General features: G+C 70.0%; 14 protein-coding genes and 3 pseudogenes. 12 read left to right on the top strand and 5 right to left on the bottom strand.

Annotated elements, in window-relative coordinates; genetic code table 11:
* Positions 1–21: 21 nt before the first annotated feature.
* A complete protein-coding gene (locus IMZ35_RS21685; RefSeq protein WP_307868557.1) occupies positions 22–714 on the bottom strand; it encodes a type 1 glutamine amidotransferase domain-containing protein in 693 nt (230 codons plus the stop codon).
* Positions 715–960: 246 nt separating this feature from the next.
* On the opposite strand from IMZ35_RS21685, the gene IMZ35_RS21680 reads away from it, so the two are divergent.
* The gene (locus IMZ35_RS21680; RefSeq protein ID WP_199442990.1) at positions 961–1,161 is read left to right on the top strand and encodes a hypothetical protein; all 201 of its coding nucleotides are present in this window, start codon (positions 961–963) and stop codon (positions 1,159–1,161) included.
* A 6-nt stretch (positions 1,162–1,167) separates the two neighbouring features.
* Positions 1,168–1,323 (top strand): annotated as a pseudogene (locus IMZ35_RS32125) (DUF6247 family protein); the annotation flags it as partial.
* A gap of 163 nt (positions 1,324–1,486) precedes the next feature.
* Here the strand turns inward: IMZ35_RS32125 and IMZ35_RS21675 are convergent.
* Positions 1,487–2,446: a MerR family transcriptional regulator gene (locus IMZ35_RS21675; RefSeq protein WP_229372921.1), complete on the bottom strand. Its 960-nt coding sequence runs from the start codon at positions 2,444–2,446 to the stop codon at positions 1,487–1,489.
* A gap of 109 nt (positions 2,447–2,555) precedes the next feature.
* Between IMZ35_RS21675 and IMZ35_RS21670 the strand changes: the two are divergent.
* Positions 2,556–3,104 (top strand): annotated as a pseudogene (locus IMZ35_RS21670) (transposase family protein); the annotation flags it as partial.
* A gap of 231 nt (positions 3,105–3,335) precedes the next feature.
* Complete coding sequence (locus IMZ35_RS21665) at positions 3,336–3,827, top strand: hypothetical protein (protein ID WP_199442989.1); 492 nt, start codon at positions 3,336–3,338, stop codon at positions 3,825–3,827.
* Between the two features lie 195 nt (positions 3,828–4,022).
* Here IMZ35_RS21665 and IMZ35_RS21660 read toward each other — a convergent pair whose 3' ends face one another.
* Entirely contained in the window at positions 4,023–4,637 is a 615-nt protein-coding gene (locus IMZ35_RS21660; protein ID WP_199442988.1) for a TetR/AcrR family transcriptional regulator, read from the bottom strand.
* Between the two features lie 170 nt (positions 4,638–4,807).
* On the opposite strand from IMZ35_RS21660, the gene IMZ35_RS21655 reads away from it, so the two are divergent.
* The 3 genes from IMZ35_RS21655 to IMZ35_RS21645 all read left to right on the top strand — a co-directional run bounded on the left by IMZ35_RS21655 (position 4,808) and on the right by IMZ35_RS21645 (position 7,974).
* On the top strand, positions 4,808–5,872 hold the full coding sequence (locus IMZ35_RS21655; protein WP_199443183.1) for an aldo/keto reductase: 1,065 nt from the start codon (positions 4,808–4,810) through the stop codon (positions 5,870–5,872).
* A 362-nt stretch (positions 5,873–6,234) separates the two neighbouring features.
* Entirely contained in the window at positions 6,235–7,200 is a 966-nt protein-coding gene (locus IMZ35_RS21650; protein ID WP_229372920.1) for an SDR family NAD(P)-dependent oxidoreductase, read from the top strand.
* Between the two features lie 33 nt (positions 7,201–7,233).
* On the top strand, positions 7,234–7,974 hold the full coding sequence (locus IMZ35_RS21645) for an SDR family oxidoreductase (protein ID WP_199442987.1): 741 nt from the start codon (positions 7,234–7,236) through the stop codon (positions 7,972–7,974).
* Positions 7,975–8,195: 221 nt separating this feature from the next.
* Here IMZ35_RS21645 and IMZ35_RS21640 read toward each other — a convergent pair whose 3' ends face one another.
* A complete protein-coding gene (locus IMZ35_RS21640; protein WP_267877220.1) occupies positions 8,196–8,573 on the bottom strand; it encodes an alpha/beta hydrolase in 378 nt (125 codons plus the stop codon).
* Positions 8,574–8,710: 137 nt separating this feature from the next.
* Between IMZ35_RS21640 and IMZ35_RS21635 the strand changes: the two genes are divergently transcribed.
* From IMZ35_RS21635 to IMZ35_RS21615, 5 genes and pseudogenes are all read left to right on the top strand, one after another.
* Positions 8,711–8,965, top strand: a complete 255-nt coding sequence (locus IMZ35_RS21635) for a hypothetical protein (protein ID WP_199442986.1) — start codon at positions 8,711–8,713, stop codon at positions 8,963–8,965.
* A 1,017-nt stretch (positions 8,966–9,982) separates the two neighbouring features.
* Complete coding sequence (locus tag IMZ35_RS21630) at positions 9,983–10,858, top strand: hypothetical protein (RefSeq protein WP_199442985.1); 876 nt, start codon at positions 9,983–9,985, stop codon at positions 10,856–10,858.
* A 1,233-nt stretch (positions 10,859–12,091) separates the two neighbouring features.
* Positions 12,092–12,475, top strand: coding sequence for an ester cyclase (locus tag IMZ35_RS30870; RefSeq protein WP_229372918.1), 384 nt, complete (start codon positions 12,092–12,094; stop codon positions 12,473–12,475).
* Positions 12,468–13,064 carry a Gfo/Idh/MocA family oxidoreductase gene (locus IMZ35_RS21620; protein WP_307868554.1) on the top strand — a complete coding sequence of 199 codons (597 nt, stop codon included), beginning with the start codon at positions 12,468–12,470 and terminating at the stop codon, positions 13,062–13,064. The genes IMZ35_RS30870 and IMZ35_RS21620 overlap by 8 nt, the downstream gene beginning before the upstream one ends.
* Positions 13,042–13,677, top strand: a pseudogene (locus IMZ35_RS21615) (IS256 family transposase); the annotation flags it as partial. The gene IMZ35_RS21620 and the pseudogene IMZ35_RS21615, both read left to right, overlap by 23 nt.
* Positions 13,678–13,720: 43 nt before the next feature.
* Here the strand turns inward: IMZ35_RS21615 and IMZ35_RS21610 are convergent.
* On the bottom strand, positions 13,721–14,857 hold the full coding sequence (locus IMZ35_RS21610; RefSeq protein ID WP_307868553.1) for an FAD-dependent monooxygenase: 1,137 nt from the start codon (positions 14,855–14,857) through the stop codon (positions 13,721–13,723).
* Positions 14,858–14,861: the final 4 nt, after the last annotated feature.

Here is a 14,861-nt window from a genome sequence, read left to right as displayed (position 1 = left end):
ACCGGCCGCGGCGGCACGTGGTCAGGCCAGCGCCGTGATGACGGCGTCGGTCATGGGGCCGCTCGAGGCGGGGTTCTGGCCGGTGAACAGGTTTCCGTCGCGCACGGTGTAGGGCTGGTAGGCAGGTCCGCCCGAGTGCTTCGCGCCCCTGTCGCGCAGCCGACCGGCCAGCAGCCAGGGAGCGCCCTCGGCGGTGCCGAACAGCTCCTCCTCCTCGTCGGTGAAGGCCGTCATCTCCCGCCCGGCGAACAGCCACTCGCCGTCGGGGGCGACGGCGGACAGCAGAGCGGCCGGTCCGTGGCAGACGGCCGCGATGATCTTCCCGGCCGAGTCGGCCGCGGTGAGCAGCCGACCGAGGGCGGCGTCCTGGTGCAGGTCGACCACCGGACCGTGCCCGCCGGGCAGCACCACCGCGATGTAGTCGTCGACGTCGACCTCGTCGAGCGCGAGCAGCGGTCCGAACTCGCGCAGGGCCCGCTCGGCGTGCGCTACGTGGTGCGCGCAGTCCGGTCCGGCGATCTCGGGATCGGCGCTGTGCGCGTCGAGCGGCTGGAGCACCCCGCCGGGGGAGGCGAAGTCGACGGTGTAGCCCGCGGCGACGAGCTTCTCGTGCGGCACTGCGAGTTCCTCGGCCCAGTACCCGGTCGGGTACAGCGAGCCGTCGGTGCGCTCCCAGGTGCTGGCCGCGGACATGACGATCAGGATCTTGCTCACCGGTGGTCGTCTCCTGTGTCGTGGTGACTGAGGGGTGGGTGGGGAAGTCGGTGGTGGGCGCGGTGACGACGGCGGCGTCGCAGCCACGTGGTCGCCGCGTTCGAGCGGTTGCGCGACCAGTTCGAGGCCCTGGCCGGTGGAGGTGTGGTCCGGACGAGTTCGAGCCTGGTGCACGACGAGCCACCTCGGACGTCCATCTCGCGCCCTGAGCGGCCTAGGACGCGCAGGTCCACCCACGATCCGGGCGTGGTGGCGAACGATCGGCCGCGTGGCCGCACGAACCGCGAGCTCGCCGACCTCCTGCGCCGGGGACGCAGCCAGATCGACTCGTCCGCGATCGCCGAGACGATCGGCAGACCGCAGCCCGAGGCCGCGGTCCCGTCCGGTGGAGAACCGGCCGCACGGACAGCGGTCCCGGTGGTGACCGCGGTGTTCGACCGCGAGTGAGAACCGGTGCCGGAGCACGTCACGACACCCGAGGACCTGGCCGCCCTCCGCGCCTTGCTGGACGGGTGGCGTCACATCGCCCACGGCGAGCTGCGCGATCCGGGCTCCCGCTGCCGGATGCCGGCCAAGGCCGAACAGGTCCAGCGGTCGAGAAGCGACCCGGACGCGGTGCCGCCCGCGATCGACGTGCTGCGCAGGAGACGATCGCGGTGGCCAGCAGCGCGGTGTGCCGCTGTGGTGCGACGACACAGCACTTCGGCAGCAGGCCCGCGCACGCGCCCTTCAGCCCTCCACCACAACCGGAGAGCGTCAGATCACCTTCGCTTCACCAGGTGGTGGGTGAGTCCCGGGCGGACAGCTCTTCGGCCAGTTCCACACAGCGCAGGCGGGCCGGGGAGAAGTCGTACGGCATCTTGCCGACGGCTTCGAACGCGCTCATGGAGTCAGCCTCCCGCCTGCCGGAGCTGAGGTCGGCCTCGTCGTCCTCGGCGGTAGCAGAGTGCACGGTGTCCCAGGCGTCGAATAGGGCGTCGTCGTCCTCGCCCAGACCGGACTCCTCGATGACGGCCTGCAGGGCGCTTTCGAAGGCGTGCCGCTCCACGGCCACCTGAGCCACCCGTGGATCATCGACGGCGACGCTGTCATCGAGCGCCTCCTCGGCGTCGTCGATGCGGTCGGACTCCTCCCGCAGGGCGGGATGCGTGGCCAGGACGACGAAGCGGGTGGCCTGGACGGCCGCGCCGAGCGGGCCGAAGATCCGCTCGGTGACCAGCAGACTGTCCAGGTCCGCCTGACGCAGGGAGCCTTCGGGCAGGCTCGTGAGGCGTTCGGTGACGAGGTCGGAGAGCAGGCCCATCCGGCTGCCTTCGGTGCGCATCCGCTGCACGGCGGTCCGTTGCCGTCGCAGTTCCGCCTCCTGCTCGGCGAGGGTCTCCTCCACCCGCTGCAGGATGCCCGCGACACCGTCTCCGCTGTCCGCACCGGCGGACGCCGTGCCGGTGGTGAAGGCGTCACGGATGTCGTCCAGGCCGATCCCGGCGTTGGCCATCTTGCGAATCCACAGCAGGCGGATCATGTCCTCGTACCCGTAGCGTCGGCGGTCATCACCGCCCCGCTCGGGCTCGGGGAGCAGGCCGATCTCGTGGTAGTGGCGAATCGCCCGTGGCGTGCTGCCGACGAAGGCCGCCGCGTCACCGATCTTGACCTGGCGGGGTGGCATGAAAGACGAATGCACGAGCAGGAACCTTTCCTCAAGGGATCGGGACGTGAGTCCACTGGACCACATGCCGCTACGGAAGGTGCAACCCTCAGCCCTTCTTCATCGTCACGTCGCAGCTCGCGGCGCAGGCCGAGCGGTGGGAAGCGCGGTGGACGAGGCTCCCGGTAGGACAGCGATCGACCACGATCCGTTGTCCACCTGCACCCTCGTCCGCCTGGGCGACCTGATCCGCGCGGAGCGGACTCGGCGTCGGTCTCGTTGGCGGCGACGCGACCCTGGTCGTCGGGCGCTGCTCGTGCTCGCGCACCTGCGCAGGCGGTGACACCCGAACCCGCCTCGCCGCCGAGTTCGGCATCTCCCTGAGCACCGTCTGGCGCTACGTCCGCGAAGCGGCGGACCTGCTCGCCGCCCCGGCCGAGGAGCTCCACGCCGCCGGTGAACGCGCCGCCCGCCTGGCCTGCGCGATCCTCGACGGCACCCTGGTCCCGATCGACCGCCTCGCCGACCAGAAGCCGTACTGGTCGGGCAAACGCCGTCGCCACGGCGTCAACGTCCAAGTCCTCACCGACCCGACGGGCCAGCTGGTGCGGGCCTCGGCTGCGCTGCCCGGAGCTGTCCGCGACCTGACCGCGGCCCGCCATCACGCCGCACGACCGCGGCTGTCACGGGGGCAGAAGGCGGTCAACGGGCGCATGCTCGCATCCGAGCCCTCGGCGAACGCGCGGACTCGCTACCGCCAGCGAGTTCCCCCGATGCGGAGATGCCGCTTGCTCGGGTGCGGCGAGCGCTGAGAGCTGCTCAACAGCCGCGGTGTCCGAGCCTTCGGGATCACCTTCGACGGCCGCCTGGCCGCCGGACGCAGCTGACCCCCTCAACCCCGACCTGCACCGCTCGTTCGGCTCTGACCCGTGGTCGGTGATGACGTCGAGCAGTCGGCCAAGATCATGATCTTGTGATGGATGTCGACTCCCTCGTGGGAACGATGTTTCCCGGACTGCTGGCGCTGGTCGTTCGACGTGGCGGAGAACAGCGGCATGGTGGTGGTCCCGGCCCGCACTCGGGACGTGGCCGTGGCGTGTGCGGGACCGCGACGGCGAAGGTGCACGGGCACCACCGCCGGACGGTGCGGCTGGTCGGACAGATGTCCCACGTGGCGCAGGGGTTGTGTGGTCGGGCGACCGCGCGCCTGGCCAGCTCGTTGGCCAGGCCGGTGCCCCGCAGCACCGCGTCGCGCCGTCCACGACGCCTGCCGCTGCCCGAACTGATGGTCCCGCGGGGGATCGGTGTGGACGACTTCGCCCTGCGCCGACGCCACCGCTACGCCACGATCATCACCGACGCCCGGACCGGTCGACGTGTCGCGGTCCTGCCCGGCTGCGACGCGACCGTCCTGGAGTTCTGGTTGCGCGAGCACCCCGGTGGCGGCAGCTCACAAAGCTCCCCCTGACTGCGCGTAGCGGCGCAGGATCGATGAGCTGGCGGTCGTGGAAGGCACCTGTTCGATCGACGGTGCCGTGGTCTGTTCCGGCACGTGGCCAGCCGGACCGTTCACGACAGCGCCGCACGCGATGGAGCTTCTCGTTCTTCCCTTCGCCAGGTGCTACCGGCTCGAACGAGTGATGACGAGCGTCGGGCTTCGTGGTCAGGCCCCGGCAGCTTCGGACTCCTCATCGCGGAGGGCGTTGTCGATGAGGATCGCCGCGATGGCCGCAGCAGTCGGGAGAGTCTCGGTGTCGAGTGCTCTGGTGCGCGCCGAGGCGCCGTCCAACAGCAGAGCCAGCTGTTCGCCGAGTCGTTCGGGGTCGGTGGCACCGGCCTGGCGAGCGGTCTCGGCGAAGCGGGTGGCGACCGACATCTTGTAGTCGTGCGCGCACCTGCGCCCGGGGTCCTCCGGGTCGGCGATCTCGACGGCAGCCGCGATGAAGGGGCACAGCGGTGTCGTTTCGTTCGGGGGCACCGATCGGGGCTTGTCGAACGCCGCGAGCAGCCGGTCGCGCGGAGACAGGTCGTCGCGGTCGAAGACCTCGGGCATGGTGTCGGGGTCGCGCCGGCGCAAGTACTCGGCCACAAGCTCGTTCTTGCCGCCGAAGTGCTGGTACACGGTGCGTTTGGACACCTGCGCCTCGGCGGAGAGCTGATCCATACCGGTGTTGCCGATCCCCTGCTCGCGGAACAGGCGCTCTGACGTCTCCAGGATGCGCTCGCGAGCGCCCCTACCGCGTCGTCGGCTAGACGGGCCCATCTCCAGCTCGGCCATGACGCCAGTATACGAGCTCCGGTAATGATCGGTGTACTTAACTTGCGGGATCGCGCCCCCTTCGCTAGCTTATGTACACAGACGTTGTACTTAAGTGTCCCGCTCTCGTGTGGCAGGCCCGCACCCACGCCGATCTGTCACGCAGAGCTCACCAAGCACAGGAGAGTTCGATGCCCCTCACCCTGAACACCTACCGGTTGCTGGGTCGTTCCGGACTCCGCGTCTCCCCGCTGGCGCTCGGCACCGCGACGTTCGGCACCGAGTGGGGCTGGGGCGCCGGGCAGGACGATGCCCGCGTGCTGTTCGACACCTACCTCGAGAACGGCGGCAACTTCATCGACACCGCTCCCACCTACACCAACGGAAGCTCTGAACGGCTGGTGGGGGAGTTCAGCCGTGGCCAGCGCGAAAGCCTGGTCCTGGCCACGAAGTACTCCACCTTGCGCACGCCCGGCGACCCCAACTCGGGCGGGCCGCACCGCAAGAGCCTGTTCTCGTCGGTCGAGGCCAGCCTGCGGCAACTCGGCACGGACTACATCGACCTGCTGTACCTGCACGTGTGGGACTTCACGACACCGGTCGAGGAGATCCTCCGCGCCCTGGACGACGTGGTCCGCCAGGGCAAGGTCCTCTACGTGGCGATGTCCAACGTCCCGGCCTGGGAGATCTCGCGCATGCAGGCCGTCGCCGACCTGCGCGGCTGGTCGCCACTGATCGCACTGCAGGTCGAATACAGCCTCATCAACCGGGACGCGGAACGCGACCTCATCCCCATGGCCCGCGGGATGGGGCTGGGCGTGACCCCGTTCTCACCGCTGGGCGGCGGCGTGTTGTCCGGCAAGTACGGTCGCGCCGACCTCACCCCGGCGAGCACCGAACCCGGCGAGAGCAACCGCAAGAGCTTCAACGCGAACCTGGGCATGGTGACCGAACGCACGCTCGGCATCGCCGACGTCGTGCGGGACATCGCGGTCGAGCAGGACCGCACACCGGCCCAGGTCGCACTGGCGTGGGTTCTGCGAAACCCGGACGTCGCGGCGCCGATCGTCGGCGCACGTACTCCTGACCAACTGCAGGGCAACCTGGACACCTTGCAGGTCGAGCTGACCGATGATCAGCTCGCCCGCCTCGACGAGGTCAGCGCGATCAGCCTCGGCAACCCGCACGACCTGCTCGCGAGCGACCACATCCGCATGGCGGCCCACGGAGAAATGAAGATCGAAACCCGCCGCTGACACCAGGCCGCCTGTCCTGGCCGGGCCCACCGGTTTTCCGAGGAGGCCCGTGATCCGGGGCGTTCACCACGTGGGTGTGCGCACGACCGACCCGGGCCGCTGCGGTCGTTCTACGATCAGCCGTTCGGGTTCGAGCAGGTCGGTGACCAGATGGACCTCGGTGACATCCCGACCACCGCACCGGTGGTCGGCGTGCCGGAGGCCAGAGCGCGCAACGTCGTGATGCCGGAATCCCGCAGGGACAGATCCGGCACCGCGAGAGCTGGGTCTGACTTGATGGGCGAGCTTCTGCGCACCGGGCGAACCGGACACGGAGATCGAGTCGTGGAGGGGAACACCGCCAGAGGCACGGTGGCCTGGCGATGTTCTCTGGCCGCGTCTGGCAAGGCAGGACGGTGCGCTTCACCGGCTTCCAGCTCGTCCACGATGCAGCCGCCGCGCGAGTCCGGGCTGGCCGAGACCGAGGGCTCGCCATCCTCCCTCCACAGTGGACCTCGCCCGTCACCGACACTCGAACGATCACCACCGCCCGACCGGCGATGAACCCTCGAAGCTCAGCGAAACCAATCACAGGAGACATCAGGATGGGTGTGTACACCGGAAAGCACGCCGTGATCACCGGCGGAGCCAGCGGACTCGGACTCGGAATCGCCGAGTTCCTGGTGGAGCGCGGCGCGCGGGTCGTGATCACCGGCCGCTCTCAGGAACGGCTCGACGCCGCCCGCGAGAAGCTCGGAGCGAACGCGTTGACCGTTCGCGGCGACGTGGCTTCGCTGGAGGACCTGGACTCGCTGGCCGAACAGGTGCTGGCGGAATTCGGTTCCCTCGACGCGCTCTTCGTGAACGCCGGCATCACTCGCACCGCGCCGCTGGAGGAGATGACCGAGAAGGCGTACGACGAAGTGTTCGACGTCAACGTCAAGGGTGCCTACTTCACGGTGCAGAAGCTCGCCCGGTTGCTGAACAGGGGCGCCGGGGTCGTCCTCACGACCTCGGCCGCGAACGTCATGGGCATCCCCACCACCAGTGCGTACGCGGCCGGCAAGGCGGCGCTGCGTTCCCTGGCTCGCAGCTTCGCCGCCGAGCTGACCAGCCGGGAGATCCGGGTCAACGCGATCAGCCCCGGACCGATCGACACAGGGGTCCTCGAGAAGGAGATGAGCCCGGAAGCCGCCGCGGAGTTCATCGCGCAGCGGGTCGCGGAGAACCCGTTGCGGCGTCTCGGCACCCCTGTCGAGATCGCCACGGCGGCCGCGTTCCTCGCCTTCGACGCCACCTACACCACCGGCGTCGAGCTGGCGGTGGACGGTGGCTACACCCAGCTCTGACCCGTTCTCCCACCCCGAGCCCGGAGGAACCCCATGCCCAACGCACTGATCACCGGTGGCACCAGCGGCATCGGCCTGGCCACCGCGCAACTGCTCGCCGGACGTGGCCACCGGGTCGTGGTCACCGGCAGCACCGACGCCTCGGTGGCCGCCGTCGCGCCAGGCCTTCCCGAGGGGGTCACCGCGGTGCGCGCGGACTCCCGATCGTTGCCGGACATCGACCGGCTCACCGACGAGGTCCGCACTCGGTTCGGTCACCTCGACCTGCTCTTCCTCAACGCCGGCGTGTTCCGTGCCGCCACTCTCGCCACAGTCGACGAGAAGATGTACGACGAACTCTTCGACGTCAACGCCAAGGGCCAGTTCTTCACCCTGCAGAAGATGGAACCCCTGCTCGCCGAAGGTGCCTCGGTCGTCATCACCGTCGGGATCGCCGCGACCCGCGGCGTAGCGGGCGCGAGCGTTGCAGCCGGCAGCCGCGGCGCCCTGCTCACCATGGTGCCCTCACTCGCGGTCGAACTCGCGCCGCGCCGCATCCGCGTCAACGCGGTCAGCCCCGGCGCCATCGACACACCTCTTCTGGGCAAATCCGGTCTTCCCGAGGAGGACATCGCGCGGATCAAGCGGAACCAGGCCGAACAGATCCCCTTCGGCCGCCTCGGCCGGATGACCGAGATCGCCGAGACGGTCGCCTTCCTCGCTTCTGATGGGGCCGCTTACGTCACGGGCCAGGAGATCGTGGTCGGCGGAGGAGCAGGCCTCACGCTCTTCTGACCTGTCGGTGATCAGCTCACAATGAGCTGGCGTATCGATTTCGACTGCGGGGCGGGACATTCCAAGATCATGGAACGCACGAGGAGGTCCTGACCGACGAGCTGTGGGCTCAGCTGGAACGGTTGACCCCGGTGTGCCCGCGACGCTTGCGCTGGAGGACCAGGTGATCGTCAAAGACGACTCGGCCGGTCCCGTGGATCAACGACTCACAACACCAGCAGTCAGCGTGAAGCGGACGGCGGGTCGAACGGCGTGCGGTCGGCCGCGCAGACCGTTCCGACCGGTGGCAGGGCCAGGTTGACCAGGTAGTCGTCGAGCCAGTGGTCCACGCACTTGTCCCGGTCGTTGCAGGCCACCCCGTGTCCGGAGACGTCCGCGGTGAGCAGGCGGGCCCGACCGAGCAGGTGGCTGGTGGACACCGCGTCCTCGTACGGTGTGGCCGGATCACCGAGGCGGTTGCCGACGAGCAGCACCGCGTTGGCGGTCGGGCGGTTCCACGGGCCGGTGCAGCGGTCGGGATCGGTCATCGGCCAGCTCGTGCACGGCAACGAGCGGTAGACCCGGGCCGGGGCGAACCGGGGAGCGGCCGGTCCGGCCAGGCGGGCGTGGCGGCCGACGGCCCGCGGATCGCGCGGGTTGTCGGAGTCGATGCAGGCGACGGCGTTGAACCGGGTGTTGAACGCGGGCTGCGGTTCGTCGGTCGTCGCGGTGGTGTCGGTGCTGGGGGAGAACCGCGATGCGCCCGGAACTGGGCCGCACCGCGGTGATCCTGGCCGGAGGCCTGACGCAGCAGAGCGCGACGGAGCTGATCCACAGCGGCCTGATCGACCTGGCGGCGTTCGGGCGGCCCTACATCAGCAATCCCGACCTGGTCGCACGCTTCCGCCGCGGAGTCCCGCTCACGACCTCCGATCCGGAGACGTTCTTCGGCGGCGGCGCGGTCGGCTACGTGGACCACCCGACGGCTGCCGAAGCGCCCACCAACGCCTGACCTCGGGCGCGCGGGTCCAGGTCGGTCTTCGGCGGAGAGGGAGCGTCCATCAGCGGGACGCGGCGATCACTGCCCTGACCGCCGGGCCGGTGCGCGGCGTGGGCAACGATGTGCGGGTCGTGGGGCGCGGAAGGTGCGCACTGCGCCGGGCTGTGTCCTGCTAGGAGTTCGCACGCCGCCTCGTGTGCGGCTCGTCGGGGGTCCGGGCCGTTCACCTGTCGCGGGGTTGCGGTCGCGCACTACTCGGTGTTCGACACAGGTCGGCGGGCCGGGAGCGGGGTGTCAGTGCTGGTCCGGTGGTGACCGCTGGCTCGTGCAAGTGGCGGGCCGCTGCCCGAACAGGTCCGGCCGATCGCCGACGTCGTCGTCTGAACCGCGATCGGCCACTCGGCCTCCGGCGGTGTGCTCGCTCGTCGCCCTCACACCCACTGTCGCCCGCAGCGGCCCGCCACGTTCCCGGCCGCCGATCCATCACACCGCGGCGAGGTGATCACACGGCCGGTCGAGCACGGCAACCAGCAGCCCCGGGCCCTGCCGGGGGAGTGTGGTGCAGCCGCTCTCCGGCTTCACCGCGCCCGTCCGCGAGACCCGTGCAGCCGCCGCTGCTCCGATGTGGGCGACGAGGTCCGTCGAACGGTGTGGTCCGGGTCAGTACCTGATCAACGACACCAGCACGGCGATCGAGCCGAGTTCGACCCCGAGCCCCACTCCTGGCGTCGCGTGATCTCGTCCGGGTCGGCGCCGTCGCTCGGAAACACCACCGGGGCGATCGCCCGTGCCAGGTCACCGGGCCCGCCCGAACCCTCGCTGGGCACGTGCACCTGCGGGAGTTCGGGCCGCGCGCCGCAGAACTCCCCGACCGCCGCAGTGACCGCTGTCAGGTGTTCCGGGTGGGCGCGGGCCCCGTCGTCGGACGGTGCCGCGTGAGCACTTCGATCTCCGGATGGAACCGTCTGTGCGGTCGCGCGCGTCGACACAGGCGGACTGTGTCGTGAACTCACGGAGGAACCACCACCCATGCGCAAAACCTTCGCCGCCGCCGCGCTCGCTCTCAGCGCGGTCGGCGCCACCCTCACCGCCGCGCCAGCCGACGCCGCGATCGGCGACGTGCCGGCAGACTGCTCGACGTACACGACCGCCTACCGCTCCGATGGCCAGCGGCTCGCCTACAGGTACGCCGCCGGTACGACCGATGTCACGTCCTACCGGGGTGACACGCTGGCGTGGGTGCCGTCCGCCTTGCAGGCGCTCGGCGGAGGTGGCGACCCCGACCTGTTCATCAGCAGCGAGGTGGCCGCGCATCCCACCGACGGGTACCTGTACGACATCGAGCGCCGGGGTGAGCGGATCAACGGCGTGTGGGTGATGACCAGGAACACCGCGACGCGCATGGCCTCGGGCTTCGCCGACACGCGGATCCTGGCCAGCGGCACGACCTACCTGTACCGCGTTGCCGGCAGCTCCCTGCACCGCTACACCGTGTCCTACACCAACGGCCAGTTCGCCGTCTCCGCGCCGCTGACGCTGCGCACGACCGGGTGGGACTCGGTCAACACGCTGACCTTCGCGCGCAGCGAGGGAACGGGCAGCGCAGAGGTCGACGTGCTGGTGGGGACGAAGACCAACGGCGAGCTGAAGGAGTGGCGGATCAACCTGGCCACGCCGACGACGATCGACTCGACCGTCCTGCGGTCGGCCGGCTGGTCCGGGTTCAGCAGCCTGAGCATCGGGTCCTGCCAGGCGCACCCGAACGGCCGGTCGCTCATCGGCATCACCCCGGCCGGGACGGCGTCGGTGTACTTCGACGCCAGCCGCGGTGACGAAATCGGCACGGACATCAAGGGCGGGTCGCTCGGCGCGCTCGGCTGGACCGCGAAGTCCTACGGACAGTAGCCCCCGGTCACCGACCAGGGGAGGTGCCGGCGTGAAGGGGCGCGGAGTGTGCGCTCCGCACCCCTTCACCTGGTGCGGCCGCCGTGTCCGACAACCGGGGTGTTCCGACACCCCGGTGGCTCAGCGACCACAGCTTTCCCCCTCGCGGTGTCGTTGGTGGGAGCGTTCGGTGGCCTCCAGCAGTCCTGCTCGATCCAGCCGGACGTGCGCTGACCACGCTCCGGGGGTGCGCGAGCGCTCAGGCGCGCCTGTCTTGCAGACAGCGTGTCTCTGGACAGCCGGTGAACCGGAGGGGCCGGGATGTTCTCGGGTCGTGCGCACCGCCGAGTGCGACCGGGTGTTCGTGGTGCTCGTCCACGCATCCGTGGCCGATCCCGTCCGCGCTCACCCGCGTCGCACGATCAGATCCCCGCACGAGGTTCGCCGGGACGCACACGAAGCGAGATGCGGCCGGAGCCGACCTGCGCCGGGCTCCTGTTCGGCGCTGCGCCAGCAGTGCGGGCACGTGCTGGTCTCATCGCGCAGGTGCCCGCCGGCGTCGGCCGGGTGCTGTCGGCACACCGGTGGCCGTACTCGACGGTCGCGGGAGGATGCCCGGCGACTCGGGGTCGTGGCGGTGCGGGCGGATCGGCCAGACGCGGATCACCGTGCGCCGGACGAGCAGCCCGGACGCGGCCACCGTCTCGACTGCCCGGCTGGCAAGGAGTCGACTCGGGGACCGATCATGTCGGGATCGTGCAGACCTGGGGGACGCGATCGAGTGCGATGCGGGCGCGGTGGGTCGGGTCGCTGGGATGATCACCTGCTGCGGAGCGTGATCTGCTGGGCGCGTTCGAGTGCCGGGGGGCCGTCGAAGCCTCTGATCGAGCGGCCCCGGCCCTCGAGGGTTCTTCAGCTGACCTTCGCTCGCGGATCTCCTGATCCCGATGACCCTGCACGGCTGTGCTGTGCGCCGCCCCGGTCGTGCGGAGCGACCATCGACGTGCGATCACCGCGCAGGTCTGCCTGATCGGTCGCAGCGGCGTGAACGACAGCGCACAGCGAGGAGCTGGGCTCCGCCGAGGCGATGGTCATCCGGTCGTCGAGTGAGGGTGAAGTTCGCTCCGGTAGCGCGGTAAGGCGCGCTCCACGCCCCGTCGGGGTGCTGAGTCCGGAACCGTGCGGGTGCCGCGGCGGGCGATGCGCGGCGTGATTCCCAGTGCTTCTGGCATTTGAGCACGGCCTGTCGAGCCGTTGCCGTCGAGTCGACAACCGCGCCGGTCAGCGGTCGCAACCGATGTCGAGGCCCCGGCCGGTGCCGCTCGAGCTGGATGTGGAGAACGGGCGGCCCGCAGCTTCGATTCGCAGTTCTGGGTTCGCGGACAGATCGGCAGGTGCGGGTCGTGTGGCCTACGACGCGAACGGAGCGCGATTCGGCCCGCTCGCGTCGCAGGTCACGACGATTGTCCTGGTCTGACCAACACGGGCACGCCCGCCGAGGAGTGGCTCGGCGTGGCTCCCACCGGCGCCTCGTTCGAGATCGTCGAGTACGCCATCTACCAGGTTCGTGACGGGCGATTCGTGCACATGACGGCCCTGCACGACGCCGAGACCCTGAAGCGGCAGCTCGGTGCCTGACTTCAGCAAGCCGATCGGCGTCGGCATCGTCGGCCTGAGCTCCACCGGAGGCTGGCGGCCGGGGCTCACCTGCGCGCTGAGCGCCGTCGACGGGATCGAGCTTCGCGCGCTGGCGGCGAGCTCCGAAGCCTCGGCCCAGGCCGCGGGAGCAGCGTATGGCGTACCCGCGTACACATCGGTCGAGCAGCTCACCGGCGACGAGAACGTCGACCTCGTCGTTGTCGCCGTCAAAGTGCCTCAGCACCGCGAACTCGTGTTGCCCGTGCTGAAGGCGGGAGCGCCGGTGCTCTCCGAGTGGCCGCTCGCCGTCGACCTGCGCGAGGCCGAGGAGATGACGCGTGCCGCCGGAACGACGCGCACCTTCGTCGGTCTTCAGGGACGCTCCTCGCCCACCTTCCGCCACCTGACCGATCTCGTCCACGCGGAGCGGGCGCCGTCGCGCCCACCACGACCGGCAGTCTCCTCGGGGTCGTCCGCGCCGTCGCACAACTCGCGCAGTGCGCCGACCTCGGCCGTGCCCGAATCGGTGAGCAGCATGAGCACAGCCGTGCGGCATCCCGCTCCTTATCCTCGGAATCTGGGCCGGTGACGGCGGCGAGGGCGCGAAGTACTGGCTGCACGTGCTCACCGAGCTGCGCAACCGCGGCGTGGCCGACGTGCTGATGCTGGTCTGCGACGGGCTGACCGGCCTGCCCGACGCGGTCACCACGGTCTGGCCGCGCACGGTCGTGCAGACCTGCATCGTCCACCTGCTGCGCACCAGCTTCCGCTACGCCGGCCGCCAGCACTGGGACGCCATCGCCAAAGCCCTCAAACCCGTCTACACCGCCCCGACCGAGGCCGCCGCCAAGGAGCGTTTCGCCGAGTTCGCCGACGCCTGGGGCGTCCGCTATCCGGCGATCGTCCGGCTCTGGGACAACGCCTGGGCCGAGTTCGTGCCCTTCCTGCCCTTCGACGTGGAGATCCGGCGGGTGATCTGCTCGACCAACGCCATCGAGAGCGTGAACGCCCGCATCCGCCGCGCGGTGAAGGCCCGGGGCCATTTCCCCAACGAGCAGGCCGCGCTCACGTGCGTCCACCACGCGGTGATGAGCCTGGACCCGACCGGCACCGGACGCAAACGCTGGATGATCCGCTGGAAGCCTGCCCTCAACGCCTTCGAGATCGCCTTCGACGGCCGCCTGGCCGCCGGACGCAAGTAACCCTCTTCAACCCCGAGTTACACCACTCGTTTGACAGACCCGTTCAAGCGGCTGAAGCGGGTTCCGTGTGTTGTGTCGGCCGACTGTGTCTGAAGCCTGCGGCACGGGCCACGGCGTTGCGCACGGCGAGTCCATAGCGTGTTCGTGGAACCATGAACGAGGCGAGCAGGCTGACGCGCCGCTGGCGTTTCTCCACCTCCCGCCGGTGCTTCGCCTCGTAGACGCGGAAGGCGCGTGCGTGGTCATCCGGATGAGCCGCGAGTGCCTGAGAGAGCACGTGTGCTCCGGCGATCGCCATGCTGGATCCGTCGCCGAGCAGTGCTGCGGCGGACGCCGCGTCACCGAGCAGGGCTACCCGGCCGCGGGACCACTTCGCCAGACGTACGTTGGTCAGCGGGTCGAAGTAGGGTGCCGGGTGCTCCTGGTAGGCGGCGATGAACTCCGGTGCTCGCCAACCCGTGTCGGCGTAGGCCTCGGCCACGATCTGCTTCCGCAACGCGACGTCGTGGCGGTCGTACTCGTGCGCCGGCGCCGCACGGAACGTGAAGTTCACGAGCGGCGTGTCCCGCGATGGGTGGAGTGCCAGCATCCGGCCCGGCGCGCCCAGAACGATCATGTCGTTCGGGTCGTTGATCGCGCCGGGCGCCAACGGCACCGTCGCCCCGTACATGCCGAGGTCGGTCGTGAAGCCCTGTTCCGGGCCGAACACCAGTCTCCGCACCGCGGAGTGGATGCCGTCGGCTCCTATCACCAGGTCGAACCGGCGGGGCGCGGCCCGCCGGAACGTGACGTCAACGCCGGATTCGTCCTGCTCGATGGCGGTGATCGTGTCGTCGAAGACGAACTCGGCGTCATCGGCCGCTCTGCGGTTGAGCACCGCGGACAAGTCTGACCGGGTGACCTCCACCCCTCGCGCCGGGTCCGAGTTCAGCGGAAACCGCGCGATCCGTCGTCCGCCGGCGTCCAGGAGCGATACGTGGGTCGCGCGCGTCCTGAGTTCACGCAGCCGCGGCGAAATGCCCATCTCGTCCGCTACCGGAAGTGCCGAACCCCTGAGTACCACCGCACTGCCACCGGACCGCAGTTCCTTCGACCGCTCGACGACCGTCGGTCGCCACCCGAAACGCGCGATCCAATGGGCCAGTGCGGGGCCGGCGACGCCGGCGCCGACGATCAGCACACCA

Source organism: Umezawaea beigongshangensis (assembly GCF_016464305.1).
Taxonomy (GTDB): domain Bacteria; phylum Actinomycetota; class Actinomycetes; order Mycobacteriales; family Pseudonocardiaceae; genus Umezawaea_A; species Umezawaea_A beigongshangensis.
The sequence above is the reverse complement of the archived record's forward strand: the minus strand, read 5'-3'. Positions and strand labels throughout refer to the sequence as shown.